The sequence below is a fragment of the Flavobacterium sp. genome (assembly GCF_043722275.1).
Lineage (GTDB): Bacteria > Bacteroidota > Bacteroidia > Flavobacteriales > Flavobacteriaceae > Flavobacterium.
Window position 1 is genome coordinate 1 of the sequence record NZ_JAYSPC010000098.1, and the last position, 18,134, is coordinate 18,134.

Annotated in this window: 18 protein-coding genes and 1 tRNA gene; 7 read left to right on the top strand and 12 right to left on the bottom strand. The window is 29.9% G+C overall.

Annotated features, from left to right (window positions below):
• Positions 1-105: 105 nt before the first annotated feature.
• From ACHZDT_RS11965 to ACHZDT_RS11990, 6 genes are all read right to left on the bottom strand, one after another.
• Complete coding sequence (locus ACHZDT_RS11965) at positions 106-699, bottom strand: recombinase family protein (protein ID WP_394774857.1); 594 nt, start codon at positions 697-699, stop codon at positions 106-108.
• Between the two features lie 241 nt (positions 700-940).
• Complete coding sequence (locus ACHZDT_RS11970) at positions 941-1,321, bottom strand: hypothetical protein (protein WP_394774858.1); 381 nt, start codon at positions 1,319-1,321, stop codon at positions 941-943.
• An 11-nt stretch (positions 1,322-1,332) separates the two neighbouring features.
• Positions 1,333-2,532: a hypothetical protein gene (locus ACHZDT_RS11975; protein ID WP_394774859.1), complete on the bottom strand. Its 1,200-nt coding sequence runs from the start codon at positions 2,530-2,532 to the stop codon at positions 1,333-1,335.
• Positions 2,533-5,046, bottom strand: a complete 2,514-nt coding sequence (gene dcm, locus ACHZDT_RS11980; protein ID WP_394774860.1) for a DNA (cytosine-5-)-methyltransferase — start codon at positions 5,044-5,046, stop codon at positions 2,533-2,535.
• Between the two features lie 103 nt (positions 5,047-5,149).
• Complete coding sequence (locus tag ACHZDT_RS11985) at positions 5,150-6,121, bottom strand: hypothetical protein (RefSeq protein ID WP_394774861.1); 972 nt, start codon at positions 6,119-6,121, stop codon at positions 5,150-5,152.
• A 133-nt stretch (positions 6,122-6,254) separates the two neighbouring features.
• Positions 6,255-6,491: a helix-turn-helix domain-containing protein gene (locus tag ACHZDT_RS11990; RefSeq protein ID WP_394774862.1), complete on the bottom strand. Its 237-nt coding sequence runs from the start codon at positions 6,489-6,491 to the stop codon at positions 6,255-6,257.
• Between the two features lie 156 nt (positions 6,492-6,647).
• Between ACHZDT_RS11990 and ACHZDT_RS11995 the strand changes: the two genes are divergently transcribed.
• The 5 genes from ACHZDT_RS11995 (at position 6,648) to ACHZDT_RS12015 (ending at position 9,723) form a co-directional block, all read left to right on the top strand.
• Entirely contained in the window at positions 6,648-7,214 is a 567-nt protein-coding gene (locus ACHZDT_RS11995) for a hypothetical protein (protein WP_394774863.1), read from the top strand.
• Positions 7,215-7,301: 87 nt separating this feature from the next.
• Positions 7,302-7,703, top strand: coding sequence for a hypothetical protein (locus tag ACHZDT_RS12000; protein WP_394774864.1), 402 nt, complete (start codon positions 7,302-7,304; stop codon positions 7,701-7,703).
• A gap of 105 nt (positions 7,704-7,808) precedes the next feature.
• Positions 7,809-8,489: a hypothetical protein gene (locus ACHZDT_RS12005; protein WP_394774865.1), complete on the top strand. Its 681-nt coding sequence runs from the start codon at positions 7,809-7,811 to the stop codon at positions 8,487-8,489.
• A gap of 428 nt (positions 8,490-8,917) precedes the next feature.
• Positions 8,918-9,466, top strand: coding sequence for a hypothetical protein (locus ACHZDT_RS12010; protein WP_394774866.1), 549 nt, complete (start codon positions 8,918-8,920; stop codon positions 9,464-9,466).
• Positions 9,467-9,528: 62 nt separating this feature from the next.
• Complete coding sequence (locus tag ACHZDT_RS12015) at positions 9,529-9,723, top strand: hypothetical protein (protein WP_394774867.1); 195 nt, start codon at positions 9,529-9,531, stop codon at positions 9,721-9,723.
• A 965-nt stretch (positions 9,724-10,688) separates the two neighbouring features.
• Here ACHZDT_RS12015 and ACHZDT_RS12020 read toward each other — a convergent pair.
• The 5 genes from ACHZDT_RS12020 to ACHZDT_RS12040 form a co-directional block, all read right to left on the bottom strand.
• The gene (locus tag ACHZDT_RS12020; protein ID WP_394774868.1) at positions 10,689-10,973 is read right to left on the bottom strand and encodes a hypothetical protein; all 285 of its coding nucleotides are present in this window, start codon (positions 10,971-10,973) and stop codon (positions 10,689-10,691) included.
• Positions 10,974-11,306: 333 nt separating this feature from the next.
• Positions 11,307-11,380 (bottom strand) — tRNA-Ile (locus ACHZDT_RS12025).
• A 146-nt stretch (positions 11,381-11,526) separates the two neighbouring features.
• Complete coding sequence (gene mce, locus ACHZDT_RS12030; protein ID WP_394774869.1) at positions 11,527-11,931, bottom strand: methylmalonyl-CoA epimerase; 405 nt, start codon at positions 11,929-11,931, stop codon at positions 11,527-11,529.
• A 24-nt stretch (positions 11,932-11,955) separates the two neighbouring features.
• Positions 11,956-14,319: a hypothetical protein gene (locus ACHZDT_RS12035; RefSeq protein ID WP_394774870.1), complete on the bottom strand. Its 2,364-nt coding sequence runs from the start codon at positions 14,317-14,319 to the stop codon at positions 11,956-11,958.
• Positions 14,279-15,283, bottom strand: coding sequence for a hypothetical protein (locus tag ACHZDT_RS12040; RefSeq protein WP_394774871.1), 1,005 nt, complete (start codon positions 15,281-15,283; stop codon positions 14,279-14,281). The genes ACHZDT_RS12035 and ACHZDT_RS12040 overlap by 41 nt, the downstream gene beginning before the upstream one ends.
• A gap of 171 nt (positions 15,284-15,454) precedes the next feature.
• Here ACHZDT_RS12040 and ACHZDT_RS12045 point away from each other — a divergent pair, with 171 nt between their 5' ends.
• Complete coding sequence (locus ACHZDT_RS12045) at positions 15,455-17,143, top strand: Ig-like domain-containing protein (RefSeq protein ID WP_394774973.1); 1,689 nt, start codon at positions 15,455-15,457, stop codon at positions 17,141-17,143.
• On the opposite strand, the gene ACHZDT_RS12050 is transcribed toward ACHZDT_RS12045, so the two are convergent.
• On the bottom strand, positions 17,140-17,907 hold the full coding sequence (locus ACHZDT_RS12050; protein WP_394774872.1) for a nitrilase family protein: 768 nt from the start codon (positions 17,905-17,907) through the stop codon (positions 17,140-17,142). The genes ACHZDT_RS12045 and ACHZDT_RS12050 overlap by 4 nt on opposite strands.
• A gap of 37 nt (positions 17,908-17,944) precedes the next feature.
• Between ACHZDT_RS12050 and ACHZDT_RS12055 the strand changes: the two genes are divergently transcribed.
• Entirely contained in the window at positions 17,945-18,127 is a 183-nt protein-coding gene (locus ACHZDT_RS12055) for a hypothetical protein (RefSeq protein WP_394774873.1), read from the top strand.
• Positions 18,128-18,134: the final 7 nt, after the last annotated feature.

The window sequence follows — 18,134 nt, forward strand, 5'->3', positions numbered from 1 at the left end:
CTACTTTTTAGACACCTTTTTGAGTTCATTTATACTGCTCACTTTTATCCAGAATTAGGTGCTCACTTTATCCAGAATATCCACTTTTACAATAGATACCCTATTTTAAGATTGTAAAGTTTTTCTAATCTTAACAATTGTATTGTTAGAAAGACTAGTTATTGAGGAGAGTTTTCTAATTGAATAGTTTTTGTCTTTGATGAGTTCTAAATGGGATTGATTGTATTTGGATAAAAATTGTTCAGTTGTTTCATTTGTATTCATTTGACGCCCTTTGTAAGTACCTTTTGCTTTCGCTATTAAAATCCCCTCTTTTTGTCTTTCCAACAAAGAACTTCTTTCCATTTCAGCCACATTGCTTAAAACATCAGTAATCATTTTGAAAATGCTATTTGGTTTATTCTCAACTATCGAAAATAAACCAATGTTTTCTACAAACACATTAATATTAAGGTTGTTTAAGGTATTTAGTGTTGTTTGAATGTCATAAGCATTACGTCCCAATCTGTCAATAGAATGAACATGCAAAGTTTCTACTTTTTTAGCATTTATATCATTCAATAATTTTATTGCACTTGGACGCTCGTTAAATGGAATAGAACCAGAACATTTATCAATATAAGTTTTGTGTGTAGTGTTTTCTTGTCTTAAAGTTGATTGCTCGGTTGTACTGGTTCTAATATATTTTGCGATTTTCATTCTTCTTTGCTTTATGATTGAAACAAAGATAAGGAACCTTTATAGTTGTACCTAATTTAGCGTAGTTATTTTTGATACATTATTAAGTCAATAAAACCGAACAAAGTTCCGTGTTAATGGTACCCTGATATAAGTATAGCTAAATTTTGATACATTGATCTTCTTCAGTCAGAAGCTTTTTCTCGTTTATAGTTACTAATTCGTATTTTAAAGGAAAAACTACTTTCCAACTCGATCTGTATTATAAGACTAATCCTCGATCAAAATCAACAAGATATTGCTGAGGAATAGTACTCCTAATAACTGCTGTATTTTGAACTTTTCCCTCCGAAAAACTATGAGTTGTAATTAAATCTTGAACAAATTCATTACAATTTATTCTATGAAGTACATTTTTAGCTCTACCCTTAGTAAATTTTCTTCTTAAAGGAGGAGTAAATTTAATTAAATTAGAATGGCAATGAATTCTACCCTCTCTTCCCCAAGCACCTTGTAGTTGATTCTCTTCCCATAACAAAGAGATAGAGCCATCTGATTTTGCTAAAAACCCTAATGTTTCAAAATATTCATTTTGAGAATCAAATCTCATTCTTTGTCTTTTTCCAAAGTATTGTTGATACATAATTTTATTTTTTAATTATCATTGTAAATTTTTGCTAATTCAGTCTTTATTTCTCTAAAAGTCATATCAACTTTTAAGTCTTTACTTAACCCTGTATTTATGCAGTAAACAAATGAATCTTTTCGGTAGTAGATTTCATTTTTATTTAATGATTTTTCAATATTGTCTGTCTTTGCCAATAAACATACAAGTTGATAATCTGGATTTATAGCATCCGTTTTATTATTTGGATGTGCTTTTGTATAATGTTGTGTTGCTGTTAATTTAATTAGATTTTCTAAATAATGAGCAAGCTGAGGGAATTTGCTTTTAGGAAAAATGTGATGAACTTGTGTAGCATCTCCGTTACTCCATTGATCTTTAATTTCACTCTCAGTGTACATTTTCTTAATCTGACAGATTGCTTTTTGAACTAAATAAGCATTAAAGGCAGTTCCCGATACAATGTTTTGCTCACTTTCATTTATAGCTTCTTTTCGTGAAATGGTCTTATCTTTTGATATATCGCGCCAATTTTTTCTATTATACATTAAATCTGTATAATAAAACTGGCTTTTTGATATCTTCCCGCCGACGGAACCCGGCAAATCATTTTCGCAAGCGTATAAATTAAGAAGTTTTGGGTATATTCTTTTAATTTCAACTTCCTTATTTATTGCAGTGTTTCCGATTATAAATTTTATAAAACGACTTTTCAGAGCTTCAAAATCAACTTGTGTTAAAGTACCATCCTCATATTTTACTTTATATGATTCAAAAAACTTCAATAACCCACTATCCGATAAAACTTTTACAAAATATTGATAGAGAAAATTATAGGCATTTCTGTCTTTTAGCGAAATATATTCCAAAACTGACAAGTTTGCAATATTATAATAATTTTTCGTCCCTCGTTTTTCTATATTCAAAACTCCTGCATATGCTAAAAGACGTAAAGGTTGTTGAATGAATTTATCATATTCACTTTTCGTTGTCGGATTAGTAGCAGACGGTTTATTAAATATCGCTTTAACGTTTTTAATAAAATATTGTGAATCCCAAATATCTTGAACTGTAAACTCTTTATTTGGCTCACTTTCTCGCAAATTTATAATACAATCAGCAATAATACACACAACATCAGGTGTACATTTTTGATCCATAAATCTTGCATCTTGTTTAACCCTTATGTCGTAATTTATACTATTAAGTAATTTTTGCAATTCTGTCATCTATTCAATATCTTTTAGAAGTCCGAAGAAAAAAACGGAGTTGTTATCAATATTTAATGAACGTGTACCGTAATTTCTTGCAACAGAATAAAACTTGCTAAATTCTTCTGTACCAAAATATTCTAAATCTCTTTCATTTACTGGACGACTGCCATTTCTTAATGTTAGAATTGCTACAGAACCGTCAACAATTGTATTTTTAGGTAAAAAACAAGCTCTAGGATTGTAGGTTAAATTTGGAACTAAAACGGCCGTTTCGTTATTAATAAATTTTTTCACATCCAGACTCTCAATTTCATCTGTATAGCAATCATAATCTTTAATATCAATTGTTTTATTTGATGCTATATTTCTAGATTTAAGAACCCTAAAATTACCTTTGGTATTTGTTATTTTTTTTGTGATTTGTCTGTCCCTATAAGCATTAAAAATATTAAATTTCATTTTGTTTGAAATAGCATCAAACAGGTCATTCCTATAAATTAACCAGTATGGAAAATCTTGTGAAAAAATATATTCTTGACTTTTCATACTAATTTCTTTTGTAATGTATGATTCGATCTCAATAACATTCTTTATTGGTTTTTTTTGAGTAAAAGCAATAAAGCTTATTGTTTCTATTTTAACACCTTTAAATCCTTTTTCTCCATAATCTGTTATTTTTTTAACTTTTAAGTTTTCTAATAATTCTCTAGTTTTATTGAATTCAGGAGAGTTGATTAAGCTTTTTGGAATAATTAAAGCTACAATATTTCCAAGTTTCAATGATTTTTCAATGAAAAATGAAAATATATTATTTGTTTCAGTATTAAAGATTCCTTTTTTATATGAGGATAATAAAGACTTTTCTTTTGTGATTTTTTTAAATGGTGGATTTCCAACTACAATATCATATTTGTTCTCAAATTTGAATAAAAGGAAATCAGAATTAATAAAATTAATTGAAATGTTTTTTGGAATTTCAATTTTTTTCAACAATAACCTCAACGTATTAATTGAATTTTCATCAATATCAACTACGTCAATTATTACCTTATTTACTGTTTTATATTTCTCAATTAAAAGAGGTAAAAAATTCCCAACTCCAATCGATGGCTCCAAAATCCTTAAATTTTTGAACTCTTTGGCGTCGGGTAAATCTTTTATTACGGAGTAGCAGATGTCTTGACTTGTATAATAAGCCGAGTTTTCTGTTCTTGCAGTATTGGATAATTCTGCAATTTTTGAAAGTATTGAGTATGGAAATTTGAAACTATTTATCTCAATAAATGAATTTAAGTTTTCAATTTTTTCTAAATCGTTTTCTTCAATTAGCCTTTTTATATTTTGTTCATTAAAATTATCATTAAGCAAATAAGTTTTTATTTTTTTCGCTATTTGCTGAAATATAATTGTTGGAACCGCTTCGCCTAAACAATGGCGAATATTCATTTCTTCCTTTTTTAGAAATAATTTTTTATCTTCTAATGAAAGCTTATTTAGTTCTTCAACTGATTTTTCAGTCCATTTAAAACTGTTCGGGACCGACATCATTAGCATAAGTTCACGAATGCTAAAAACGCGGTCATCAACTGGATGAACAGTATTTTGACTGGATAAAATATCGTTGCGAGTATGGACACAAGGTGCAACTTTATTCCAATACTGTCTTTTATATTTATCTCCGTTTTTGTTGGCATTATAAATTATAGTTCCATCAACAACTTTATGAGGAATTTTATCTAAATCTTTGTTATCAAATGCTGATTCACCTTCTTTAATGCCAGAAATCCAACTTTGCATAGTTGGAGTATATTTTTTAAAACTATGATAAATATCGGTTTCCGATATTTCTCCCATTGTTTTTAAACTTGGTAATTTTCCAATTATTTCTTTTAAGGTTTTCTCTTTTACTAAACTTGGAGAAACATTAAAAGGTGTAATTTCTTTCAAATCTTTTCGAGTTCCAATCACTAAAGTTCGAGTTCTACTTGATGGATTCCCGTAATCTTTGAAGTTTAAAACTTGATAATTTATATGATATTCTCCTGCAAGATTTACTTCAATTGCTTCCTTGATACTCTTATCTTTTCCGTCAATGTCTGTGCATTCTGTATTTAAAAATGCCCGAACATTCTCAAAAATGAAAAATTTAGGTTTTATTTCTTTTGTTAATAATATAGATTCTATTACTAAAGAATTCCTGTTTAATTCGTTCCCCTTTTTATGATTTGCAACAGACATTCCTTGACAAGGTGGAGTTGCAATCAAAACATCAAGTTCTTTAGCTTTTTCCTTAATATTCCATTTCAACAATTCAGTACGGATTTTATTTTTAGCTTGAATTGTTGTTATGTCATCACTTATGTAAGCACTTTCATAATCGCATTTTGAATTATATCTCTGGATATTAAGTCTTTTTTCTAAAATTTCAACTGTCGCAACGCAATGAAAATTTTCGGATTTGAAGCCATAACAACCAACTCCAGCACTGCTGAATAAACTAATATATGTTAATGGATTCTTTAATTTCATTTTAATTTTTTAATTTTCAAAACTACAAAAATTAAAGGATTTTGACTCCGTAATTTTGATTTTTAACGAAGTTCAATTTTTAGCAGCGTTATCTAGGATCTTATTATTCCTCGTTTGTCGGTATGTGTTTTTCTTTACAATAATTTTCTACTTCTGTATCGTTAGCAAAGTAGTTATCGCAAAACTCATTGAGTTCTTTTTCTGCACCTGAGCTATATTTTTCGCTTGCCGTCATTAATTTTTCAGTCTGTTCAATAAACTTTTCAAACTCTTTATTCATTTTGCAAAGTTTGTCAATGGTTTTAAAATCCAAATCTCGGAATATTGAAGGATAAAGGATTTTACTTTGATATGGGTTTGCGTTAAGTTCAATAATTCCAATTCCAAATGATTGATTTAGTCTAGCCATTTCTTCGTTTAAACTGTCGCTAAATTCAAATGCAACTAAATAACCATAATTCGCCCAACTAGAATTTGAAACTGCTTGGAAAAAAGCTTTTTTAAGTTCGCTGTCGCTGTTTATTTCTCTTTTTAACTCATAAGAGCTTATCTTAAAAGTATCAACACGATTTATAGATTTTAAAAAATTTTGACTGGCTTTTGTTTGCAAACTCAAGAACTTAATTCCAACCATATCAGGATGCGTCCAAATTTGATTATTATCCTTTCCGTTTGATTGTTCGTGGAAAATAGTCTTTGAGTAAGTATCTGTATTTTTTAAGTAACTGCTGAGAAGTTTGTGTAAATCTCTTTCATCATAAGTCTTTGACTTGTTTGTCTTTACAGATTTTAATATTTGAGTTTCTATGTCTCCACTCAAAATTTCGATACCAATATTTTGCTCGTTTTTCGTTAAATAGTAGGAATATGTTCCGCCATCTTGCTTAATTCGTTTTACTCTAGTGTCGCCATTACGTATGAAGTCGCCAAGAACTGCTGAAATTGTCGAACCTGGTGTTTTTGCAACGCCAAAGTCATAGTAGCCTTTACTAACAATATGATTGAGAACCGCTAAATAATTGGTTATGTCGTTAATGTCTTCTAAACTTTTTAATACGGCTTCTTTTAATGTCATTGCTTGTTAGTTTTTTGTGTGTTACGCTTCGGCTTTCTACCATTAGCTAGCTCGTTGTAATCGAAATAATCTTCGTTTATCTATCCTAATTTAAGTTATCGAATGTAATATTCAGTGAGACTCTTCCAAACGCTCAAACTTCATTTTCAAATTTGAACATTAAAGATGTTTCAATTCCTAAGCCAATTGCCAAAGATTTGATGGTGCAAATAGTTGGATTTATCACACCTCGCTCAATTCTAGTAATTTGTGGCAATGAAACTTCAGCCAAATTGGCTAGCTCTTCTTGGGACATACCTTTTTCTTCTCGCATCATTTTTAGATGTTTTCCGAATCTTATCAGATAATCTTTATCCTTGGTATAGATCAAAGTTTTACAAATTATGAGTTTAAAATGTAAAAATCCTTTAATTATTGGCTACCTATCTAATCATACATGATTAGTTATTCATGTTTTTTATATATTTGCCTATGTAATTCTTACAAAATAGCCAAAGGCTTTAAAATCTTAAACCAAATCATTATTATGAAAATTGATCCATCCTCAACAATAACTATTACTTTATTACTATTTATGAGCAGTATTGGATACGCTCAAGTATCATATTTACCTAACAGTCAACATCAAGAAACTAACAATCAGGCATCTCAACAAGAACTGTCCGAAGAATACACTGAATCTAAATTTCAAGGAGAAGAAGAGATTGAGCTTACGAAATCAAGTAACACTCTTGGTATGAAAAAGACTGAAAATGGATGGGAAGCAATCAATAACAAGAAGAAAGCATTACCCGTAAGCAACAATAAAACAGTTGTTGATAGAAAACAATTTATTGGCAATTATACTGTCAAAATGAATATTGACGCTATGAACACAACTTTTTACGCTAATGTAAGTATAGTAAAAGGGAAGCTGAAATTTGTTGTGAATGAGGGTGGTTCAATAAACTCTTATTATGAAGAGACATCAATTAAAGAGATTCAAAAGAACATTCAATATGACTTTAACGCTAATGATTTAGACAGCGGAAGTAGTCGTACATATCATTTCAAGAAAAAAGGCAATCGTTTTGAACTAAAATTTAATTATTAGAATAAAACTCTATTTATTGATTTCATTTAAAAAAAAGAACTGTAATCGTAAAAATTAAAGAGTAAAAACTATTATAATTTTTAGAATATGAAACAACACAATAGACTATTGTTAGTGATATTAATGCTAATATCTATTTGTTTACATATCAGTTTAAATCCCCTTAAATCAGGGTTAATTAGGTTTTTTGATAAAAACAAGAAACACGAAATTAATCGAGAAATATTTGTTGACAGTTATGCTGTAAAAATGAGCATTGATGGTTCAAATCCTACTTTTTATGTTGATGTAAGAGCAATAGACGGAAAACTATACTTTGCTGTAAATGAGGGAGGAAAAACAGGCTTCGATTATGACGAAACATCAGCAAAAGAGATTATAAAAAATGTAGAATATCACTTTGAGGCTATTGATACTGATAGCGGAAGTAATCGTATATACTGTTTTAAGAAAAAGGGGAATCGTTTTGCACTGACATTTAATTATTAGAATAAAATCCTAGTTTATTAATACAAAATTGGAGTTCAGAAACCAAAACAAAAACGGGGTGTAATCGAAAAACCTAAAGAGTAGAAAACAACTAATTTTTTAAATATGAAAATAATAAAAATTTTATCGGCTGTAACGTTTAGTGTTCTTCTATTTTCTTGCGGAGGAAAAGGAACTGATAAAGAAGAGAAAAACACAGACAAAAAAATTGAAGATGTTATTGCAGATTGTAATTGTTCTGAACTTACTGAAGCTGATGGTGAACTTAAAGGTGTGACCAAAAAAGGGAGCAAAGATTTATATACAGGTGTTTGTGTAACAAAGGATCAATATGACACAATAACTAATAAAAATACATTTAAAAATGGTTGGCTGGTGAACGAGATAGTGAAAGAAAAAATAGGTAATGAATATATAATCACTAAGGATATTGATTATGAAAATGGAGAACCAGACACTTATAAATATGTGAAAACTGAGCAAAATAATAGTGCTAAGTTGACCTTTGTTAAAAATTACAAAGAATACAAAAAAAAGAAAGCAATCATAGATTATAATATCACAATATTCTCTGGAGAAAAATTCAGCTTGGCAGTGAGTACACATTATAGGGATGGCAATGAGTTTTCACATAAAAACGCTTCACCTCAGCCTGTTTGTATGCCAAATTCTGACGGAACTATTGATGGAGGTTGGAGATTAGATGGACTTTCTCAGGATAGACTTTATGAAATTTTAGATGATTTAAAAAAAGAATTTCCACATTTTAATTACTGGAAAAACTAAAAGATAAAAATATCAATAAAAAAAGCGGGAAGATTTTCTCGCTTTTTTTATGAATTACAATTTTATAAAACTAAAAAATCTAATAAGAATAAGTGAAAAATTACAAGTAATTTATGTTGTTCTTTTCGACTAGAAAAAAAGAAAAATAAATTAAATTTTAACATTTCTCAAAAATACCTCAACTATAAATAGATATCTCAACACTAAAAATCACTTCATTGGGGTGCAATATTTCCAAATTTTAGATGATGTTTTTTCAAAGATTCTTCATTATATCTTTGCCTAAGAAATCAAAAACAACATCTCTTAACAATCATTTAGAGATTTAAAATTCAAATCATTACAATTCGATTTTTAAAAATTCGCATTATGTGAGGGTGGATTTCTATGCTTAAAAAATAGTAACAAAGTAAAACAAAAATAAAATTATGATGAGAATACACTTTGACAATTGTCCAACTTGCGCAAATAATAATGCGGTATTAAATCTTTTAACTTCAAATAATGTGAAGTTTAAAATTGTAGAAAAAGAACAAGTGAAATCTTTTGAAACGAAAGAAATTGAAGTAAAGAGCAAAGATACTTTACCGACAACTTTTAATAATTTCTATTGCGGACCCGAAAAGAACAAAAAAACTTCAAATGTGAATGTATTGACGAAATTTATGGGCGAAAAAATTGGAGATAAAATAACTCTTAAAACAGATTTTATTTCTGCATCAAAAGAAACTCTGTATAACGGATTTAAATTATCTCTGAAAGTCATTGGTGATGATGTTTCATTAATAATGAAAGGAAATAACGAATTAGAACTAAAATGTTGGACGATTTCTCGCATTACTTCTTATATGAAAAAGAAGAACCCCTCTATTACTGAAAACAATGTTAGAGCATTGCTTTTAGGTGGTTCATTGAAAGTAAAGTTTTGCGTTTCCGTTCTCAAAGACCACGGAACACATTGGAGAGTTTTTAAATAAACAAAGAAGCAACTAAGTATTAAAGAGCTAAAAAATAAATCGTTAAATAAAACAAATTAAATATGTATAAAGCATACGGAAAAACTGATAATTGGGGAAAAAACATTAAAATAACTTATAATGATGTAGTGATATTCGAAGAGAGGTATTTAGATGTTGAAGACGAAGTAGACACGCCCGAATTTATTGATAAAGTCTTTGATAGAGAAATCTTAAAGCATCAAAGAAGTACAAAATTAGATGTATTATTAAGTTAAACAAAGCTATTCTTATTGTGTAGTTTATAAATCCTAAACATGGAAAATATTAACAAGTTATTTTTTAAGGATAATAGAATAAAGAGCAGAAATATCAAACTGAATAGTATTCTAAAATGAAAAGCGATTTGATATTAGTCAAATCGCTTTTTTATTTTTTCTCGCGCGAATAGGGCGTTTTTGGAAGGTTATTTTGAACGAAACAACACAAAGTATTGTTTCTTGTATTTTGAGTTCTTAAATGTCAATTTTTGATTAAAACATTTAGATTTTTGGTCTGGTCTTTACTTGCTGGTAATTATTTTGTTCAGATGAGTTTATCCCAATACAGATGTTAATCTGCTGGGTCATCTTGAACATAATTACCAACAATTTTTTTCTTGCCGTATAAATACCCTGTTCATAATAAATCGTCCTTGATTTACTATTGGGTTAGCCACTGTCAATGCTATTTGGACGCACTGTCATACCTCTCGCTCCTAACCTTAATGCCACGATTTCACTTTGTATAATTCCCCTGGTAGTGATTACGATATAGAACCCAGCGTTACTCATTATCCGCCATTCTATAAAGATTTTGTTTTAACTCCTTAAATTATATATAAAGAAATGAATTGTTCCTTTTCGTTTTTTTTAATTTAATCTTTCAATTTTTGTTTTTAAAATGTCGATTTGAATTAAACATCTCAACTTTTCTTTCTTTTTAATATCGGTTTCAGACTGTAACTTTTCTTTGTTTATGATAATCTGACTGTTCAACTTTTTAATTTTGTCATAGTTAATCATTGATCTTTTCTAATTTTTCTATTAGAATTACCTCCATCAACTTAAATAGAGTATGTTCGTTATAAAGATGTAAATTTTTATACTTGACTATTTCAGTATCTTGTTTTTTCAACTCTCTTTGAATTTTCGACTTTGAAACATTGACAATTTGTCGAATTGTTTCTACATCATAATACTTCTTATTTTCTTTTATTACAAATACTATCATTTGTTTTTATCTTATATTTTTTGGCTAATGAATTATATTCTTTAATCAAAGCATCAATGGTTTCATCATCATTTTCTGCAGTTTCTTCTTCATCTTGAACCTCATCATCTTTTTCATCGCCATAGCCCATTATTTCATCATATTCATCGCTGATATCTTTACTATAATTTGTTTCTTCTTCTGGAAGCTCCTGAATTTCTTTGTCGTATTTCTCAACAATAAATTTGATAAAACTGGTGTGTAATCTTTTTTTCATTTTCTGTATTTATTTTTCTGAGTTGATTTGTTTCAACCTTAAATTATATATAAAACTGAAAATATATCTTTTTAAAGAAGATGGATTTTTTATAGTAAGATTGCCGTTTTTGTATGTATTTGTCAATACAAGTTGTTACAAAACGAAAAATAGTATTTGCAACTGGTATTGAGAAAAAATAATGATTTTTAATTACTCCCGAGAATTATTAGATGAAGTAGAAAGTTGACCAGAAAAGATAAGGTGAAGATTGTTTTACACTTTGTTTTACACCTGTAAAAACAAAAACGTCTTAACTTGTTGTTTTTCAACTTGTTAAGACGTCTGTTCTTGTGGTCCCACCTGGGCTCGAACCAGGGACCACCTGATTATGAGTCAGGTGCTCTAACCAGCTGAGCTATAGGACCGGTTTGAGGATGCAATATTACTACTATTTTTTATTCACTCCAAATATTTTGGGATATGATTTCTATTTAATTTCAATACTAGTCGCTATATTCTCACAACATAATTGATTTTCAACATCTTATTTCAAATAAAAAAACTACTTTTTTTATCTAATTTCCTGACAAAGCTCGACTAAAACGCCATTTGTGTTTTTTGGATGCAGGAAAACTACTAATTTATTATCTGCGCCTTTCTTTGGAACTTCGTTAATCAATACAAAACCTTCGTTTTTTAGACGAACAATTTCGGCATGAATATCTTCGACGTCAAAAGCGATGTGATGAATTCCTTCTCCTTTTTTTTCTAAAAACTTTGCAATTGGACTTTCCGGATTTGTCGCCATCAAAAGTTCAATTTTATTGGTTCCGGTTTGAAAAAAAGATGTCGAAACTCCTTCGCTTTCCACGACTTCCATTTTATAGGACGGAACGCCTAATAATTTTTCGAACAACACATTTGCATCGTCCATGTTTTTGACTGCAATCCCGATATGCTCTATTTTATTTACCATGACATTTAAATTTAAGAAATCAACTTATTTATTAACGTAAGTATTAAAATAACCACATTCAGCAATTACGTCCTGATAGTATTTAGTGTCAGAATAGTCTTTTTTCAAGGTTTTAAAGCTATTCCAGGCAATAAAATTAATTTTATCATCATCGACTTCCCATCCATTTTTCATATTGTTGTACTTATTATTATAATATTCGTTGCGCTCGCATTTTGCCAGCATATAAATACATTTTGCCTTTTGTTCTTTTGTTGTTGCTGCTTCAAATGCTTTTTGGTAATACATTTTAGGAACATCACAATTCGTAATCATTTTTTTCATTGGCTCTCTAAACGAATATGGACCTGAGCCATAACCTATAATACTTATTTCATAAAAAGTTCTGCCGTTACCAAAATGAGTTAAATTATAAAATGCATTTCCAAGCAATAAACTATTGGTATAAACATCTTCTTTTTGAGCCAGTTTATCCTGCATTGATTTCAAAGTATTTAAAAAATCAAGTTGAGTATATTTCTTTTTTTGATACGCTGCATGATCACAATCGTGACAATCTTTAATATTTCCGTTAAACGGATTTCCTAAAAAAGTATAATATTGAACTGAATCTGTTTGCTGAATAAAAGCAATTGCCTCGGGAATTTTATTTTTGAATGTGGACTGAACTGCCTGAAAATTATTAATATCTTTCAGTTTCAAATTATAAATCCCCGCTCCTATTTTCTCAATTTCAGTTTTATTTGGCTTAGCCAAAAATGCTTTCATATCAAGCAAACTCTTTTCATTGTCATAAAAAGAATTTCCGGCGCCCCAATAATCTTCCGGCATTTCTCCGCCAAACAATTCTACCATTACAGGATTTGATTTTGCACGATAAAGTGTCGCTAAATAATTCTTGCTCCACGATGCTGCATTTTGATAACGAAATTCCTGTCCTTTATATGTTTTGGGAAGTTCATTATACAACCAGTTCAAATCGGCTAAAACTGTTTTTTCGTTTTTGTCTGTCAGTTTATCAATTTTGCTCATGTTATTTACAAAACGAAGCAATCTCAATTGATAATTTGCCAATTCGGTTTTAGGCATTGTTTTTTCTGCTTTATTCAAATTATTATCCGCAGCAGCATAATCACCTTTTAACGTTTGTAAATATCCTAACGAAATATCCCATAAATACGGCTTTTCAGTATTTCCGGCAGCAGCAATTTTTGAAACCAAATCAAAAGCTTTAGTATTAATTTTAGCTTTATTTGCTTCTTTATTCTCTGCAACGGTTTGTTTTAAAGCCGGAGTTTTATAATCGTCCGGATTTGTTTTTGCCTCAAATGAACTATTGATCGCTTGTTCCTGATTATTGACCAAACGCGTTAGCAAATAATTCAAATGCTCGCTTTTAGGATCTAATTCATAAATTTTATCTATCGCCTGAGTTTCGTCTTTATAAAATCCGTGAACTGCCCAAAGCGCGGCTTTTTCCTTATTGGTTTTTGCCAAAGCCAATGATTTATTCCAATCGGCATCATTTTGAGGATGAAAACTATACGCCGTAACAACCCTTAATGCTGGACATTTATCAAAAACCTGAGCATATAAATAATTTGAAGTCGAATATTTTTTCTGCTTGTAATTTATTCCTGCGATATAAGAAAGCGCACGATAATACAATACATTTTTAGGTACAGAAGCTTCTGTTTTATTAAAAAATTCGATTGTTTTTTTCTTATTGCTGCTATAGAAATACGCTTTTGTAGTAAGAAACCAATATCTGTTTTTCAAAAACGAATCTGAAGTTGTATTGTACACGTTTTCGATTGACTGAATCATTTTTAAATCGTCAAAAGTTTTTGCAACAACGGGATCATAACTCCAATAATCGTCACCAATAGAAACGGTTTCTATTTTTTGTGCCAAATACAAAAACTCAATAAAGCTTTTTACTTGAGCATCTTTCAGACTAATTTTCTTTCCCCATTTTAACGAAGTTGGATTTTCCTTTTTGGTTTTAAAAAAAGTATGAAGTTGCGTAATATCCGTTTTATTTTGATTCGTTTTATCATTAGACGAATACATATTTGTTTCTTCGCCAATCAGGAAATAATTTATTGTAGCGGCATCTGCTTTCCCTTTTAGATAACCTTCCCAATCTGATTTTATATCATCATTAAATCTGGAATTGTGTTGCGTATCAAAACCAATTCCGTAAAAAATATCACCTGATAAAAAAAGTGGCGAATATGATTTATCCGTAAATGTTTCCGGCGTAAAATTGGAACTATAGCCAAAATCCCAATCATCGCCGCCGCCACAAGCATAAATTATTCCATATACCGAAAGTAAAGCAGCACTAGAAACAAGAAATAACTTGTTTAAAAATATTCTTTTCATAGTTTTTAATATTGAATTCGTCTAAATCGTAAAATATAATTTCCTTTGGAGCCTGAACTACATTCTCCTGTAATTCTTCAGCCATTTCTTTTAAATCTTCTGAAGAAATTGCTTCTATTTTGAGCAAATCATTTTCTTCATAAAAAACACCATTTTTGTAATTGGATTTTATAACCTTAAAAAATATTGGAGTTATGGATTTAAAATTAGCATCTTTTTTTAATTCATTTACATTTAATTTTGAACGTAAACCAATCACTTTTTGATTCCTGATATGAACCGCCCAGGAATAAATTGGCAAAGCAAAATCAAGATGCAACGGGTATTTTTTTAAGCTTTTCAGATATTTTTCTGCAACTTTTTTACTGTAAATTGAGTTTAACGAATCCGGCGCAATTGTTCCCATATTATAGTACATCAAAACTCCGGAATCAACATTTGGGATTTTCGTTGTCTTAAAATATTTCACCTGATGCAAACGTATTGTTGCCGAAAGTTTTTTGTGCGAAAGCTTTTTGAATTGCTCTATAAATTTAAGATAATTGTCTTTGCTTTTTAAAGTCCAGTCGCAATCAATTTGAATTTCCTGACAACTAATTTTATTCTTAACATTAATTTCTTCAACTAAACGAATCGTTTTTTGAGCCAGATCATCAATATCAAGATTAACCATTGACATGACTTTGTTTTGGATAAAAACTACAGGAACAATAGTAAAATTATTGGTGTTTTCCTTAAAGTGAACAGGACTAACCGGAAATGGATCTTGCGTTATGGGATGCAAACCTATATCAAAATACCTGATATAGAGTTTACTAACTTCATTATCACGCAATACTTCTTTCTCGGTTTGGGATAATTTGAAGATAGTTTTCCAATAATAAAAAGCAACAATTGGCTTTTCGGTTTTACCACAGGAAATCAGTAAAAGAAATAGCAAACCAAAGAAATATCTTTTTATCAAAACCGGGAAAAATTAAATTTGAAATCAAAAGTAAGAAATTATATCCTCTCGGTGATTTCAAAATCAAAAAAATAGCGCCGGACAAAAGCTATAAATCCTAATAAATGGATAAAAAATTTCAATTAAAGCAAATATAATCGTTATTTTGTGCAATCAAATTCAGAAACCGTTATGTTGAAAAACAACTTCAGATATATTTCCTTATTACTGGTATTTTTAATGTTGAGCTGCGCTAAAAGAGGCAGCATTACCGGCGGATTAAAAGATACTCTTGCTCCGGTTTTAAAATATAGTTCTCCCAAAAATATGAGCACTAATTTTACAGGAAACGAAATCATTTTAGGTTTTGATGAATATGTAAAACTTAAAAATCTAAACAAACAGCTTATTGTTTCTCCACCAATGAAACATGAGCCGGTGATTTTGCCTACGGTTGCCAGTAAAGTTTTTACCATAAAAATAAAAGATACTTTACAACCTAATACAACGTATAGTTTCAACTTTGGGCAAAGTATTGCAGACAATAATGAGGGAAATGCGATCAATCAATTCAAGTATATTTTTTCGACGGGAGCTTATATCGATTCGCTGTCAATTAACGGAATTGTTAGGGATGCGTACGAAAAAAACGTAGACAATTTTGTATCAGTAATGTTATATGAGGTAAATGATACTTTTAAGGATTCCTTAATTTACAAACAAAGCCCAAGATATATCACAAACACCTTAGACAGTTTGAGAACTTTTAAATTAGAAAATTTAAAGGCAGGAAAATATTTATTAGTTGCCTTGAAGGACAAAGGCGGAAACAACAGATACAATCCTAAAGATGATAAAATAGGTTTTCTTAAACATTATATAACGGTTCCAAATGATAGTGTTTTTGAACTGGAATTATTCAAGGAAACGCTTCCGCTTAAAGCATTCAAACCAATTCAGGCTTCCGGAAACAGAGTATATCTTCCTTATGAAGGAAAACAAAATTTTAAAATTTCTAAACCCAAAATTGTTCTTAAACACAATAATGAAGTTTTAGAAACCATTGTGACTGCTTTTCCTAAAAAAGATTCCTTGCAAGTTTGGTATAAACCAATAAAAGCCGATTCATTGTCAATGGAAATCAGCAAGGATAAATATGATAAAAAGTTCGCTTTTAAAGTCAAAGATCAAAAGAAAGATACTTTAAATATTACCGCACTTCAAAGCGGAACTCTTAATTTTAGAGAAAGATTTACGCTGGAATCTTCAACGCCATTGGTAAAATTTGATAAATCAAAAATCAGATTAGTCAATAAAGATTCTGTTGCGGTAGATTATACGACAGAATATGATGAATTTGAGCAAAAATTATATCTTGATTTCAAAAAAGAACCTGTTGAAAAATACAACATTACTCTTTTTCCCGGCGCACTGACTGATTTTTATGAAAAGTCAAACGATACTTTACTATATAAATTAACGACAAAGGAATACTCTGATTACGGAAATCTGGTTTTGAATTTACAAAACGTAAAACGCTTCCCTATAATAGTTGAAGTAACAAATAAAAAAGGTGACGTTGTTTATGCCAGCGATTATTCTGAGGGTAAAACTAAAATTGAGTTCAATTTAATGGTGCCTGAAAAATTTACTATCCGAATAATCTATGATGATAATAAGAACAAAATGTATGATTCAGGAGAATTTTTAAACAAAAAGTATGCTGAAGAAGTCTTTTATTTCCAGAGCGATGTTGACGTACGAACGAATTGGGACGTAGATCAGGCAATTGATTTAAGTGTGCCTTTTAATCCGGAAGTAGAGAAAAAACAAGTCGATAAAAAGAAAAAACAGGACGAGAAAAAGAGAAAAGCATTTTAGATTTTAATCTCAAAAATATCTTTATCACTTAAAAAATCGAGTTTTTTCCGCGTTTCTAACATTACATCTTTGTCTAGTTCGACTATAAAAGTGGCTTCGGTTTCCTGAGGTTCTAAAATATAATTTCCTAAAAAGTCAACGGCTTGCGAATGTCCAATATGTTCATAATTATTGGCGTCAAGCCCAATTCTGTTTACACCAACAACGTAGCTTAAATTCTCGATTGCTCTTGCTTTTAATAAAGCATCCCAGGCGTTTGTTCGCACTTTTGGCCAGTTTGCAACATATAAAAGCAAATCATAGTTTTCGACATTTCTTGCAAAAACAGGAAATCTTAAGTCGTAACAAATTTGCAGGCAAATTTTCCAGCCCAAATATTCTACGATTACTTTTTTATCTCCGCTGGTATAAAATTTATCTTCTCCGGCAAGTGAAAATAAATGGCGTTTGTTATAATACTGAATTTCGCCTGACGGAAAAACAAAAAACATTCGGTTATAATATTGCTCGTTTTCAACAATAATCAAACTTCCCGTAATGGCGAAGTTTTTTTGTTTTGCGATAGTTTGCATCCACAACACAGTTTCACCTTGCATAGTTTCAGCAACTTGAGATGCATTCATGGTAAATCCTGTTGAAAACATTTCCGGAAGTACGACCAAATTTACTCCGGAATCGATCTCATTTATCTTCGATTCAAAGCTTTTTCTGTTTTTAGAAACGTCTTCCCAATATAAATCCGATTGTATAAGTGCTATTTTCATATTTCAAAAATACGAATTTTAAGATTAAAATTAATTTTTGCAAAAAAAACATTATCTGCAAAAATTTCTCAAAACACCGCTGAAAATCACAGATCTTTTGGATATTAAAAATGCTTCACGAAAAAATATTGCAAAAAATATGCACTTTGTGCAAAAAATATGCAAACGTGAAGAATTAATTTTTATATTTGATCGCCAACAAAAACCAAAAAAAACATGAAAACCAA

Coding starts and splice junctions, on each gene's coding strand:
- ACHZDT_RS11965 (WP_394774857.1), bottom strand. CDS start 699: ATGAAAATCGCAAAATATATTAGAACCAGTACAACCGAGCAATCAACT.
- ACHZDT_RS11970 (WP_394774858.1), bottom strand. CDS start 1,321: ATGTATCAACAATACTTTGGAAAAAGACAAAGAATGAGATTTGATTCT.
- ACHZDT_RS11975 (WP_394774859.1), bottom strand. CDS start 2,532: ATGACAGAATTGCAAAAATTACTTAATAGTATAAATTACGACATAAGG.
- dcm (WP_394774860.1), bottom strand. CDS start 5,046: ATGAAATTAAAGAATCCATTAACATATATTAGTTTATTCAGCAGTGCT.
- ACHZDT_RS11985 (WP_394774861.1), bottom strand. CDS start 6,121: ATGACATTAAAAGAAGCCGTATTAAAAAGTTTAGAAGACATTAACGAC.
- ACHZDT_RS11995 (WP_394774863.1), top strand. CDS start 6,648: ATGAAAATTGATCCATCCTCAACAATAACTATTACTTTATTACTATTT.
- ACHZDT_RS12000 (WP_394774864.1), top strand. CDS start 7,302: ATGAAACAACACAATAGACTATTGTTAGTGATATTAATGCTAATATCT.
- ACHZDT_RS12005 (WP_394774865.1), top strand. CDS start 7,809: ATGAAAATAATAAAAATTTTATCGGCTGTAACGTTTAGTGTTCTTCTA.
- ACHZDT_RS12010 (WP_394774866.1), top strand. CDS start 8,918: ATGATGAGAATACACTTTGACAATTGTCCAACTTGCGCAAATAATAAT.
- ACHZDT_RS12015 (WP_394774867.1), top strand. CDS start 9,529: ATGTATAAAGCATACGGAAAAACTGATAATTGGGGAAAAAACATTAAA.
- ACHZDT_RS12020 (WP_394774868.1), bottom strand. CDS start 10,973: ATGAAAAAAAGATTACACACCAGTTTTATCAAATTTATTGTTGAGAAA.
- mce (WP_394774869.1), bottom strand. CDS start 11,931: ATGGTAAATAAAATAGAGCATATCGGGATTGCAGTCAAAAACATGGAC.
- ACHZDT_RS12035 (WP_394774870.1), bottom strand. CDS start 14,319: ATGAAAAGAATATTTTTAAACAAGTTATTTCTTGTTTCTAGTGCTGCT.
- ACHZDT_RS12045 (WP_394774973.1), top strand. CDS start 15,455: ATGTTGAAAAACAACTTCAGATATATTTCCTTATTACTGGTATTTTTA.
- ACHZDT_RS12050 (WP_394774872.1), bottom strand. CDS start 17,907: ATGAAAATAGCACTTATACAATCGGATTTATATTGGGAAGACGTTTCT.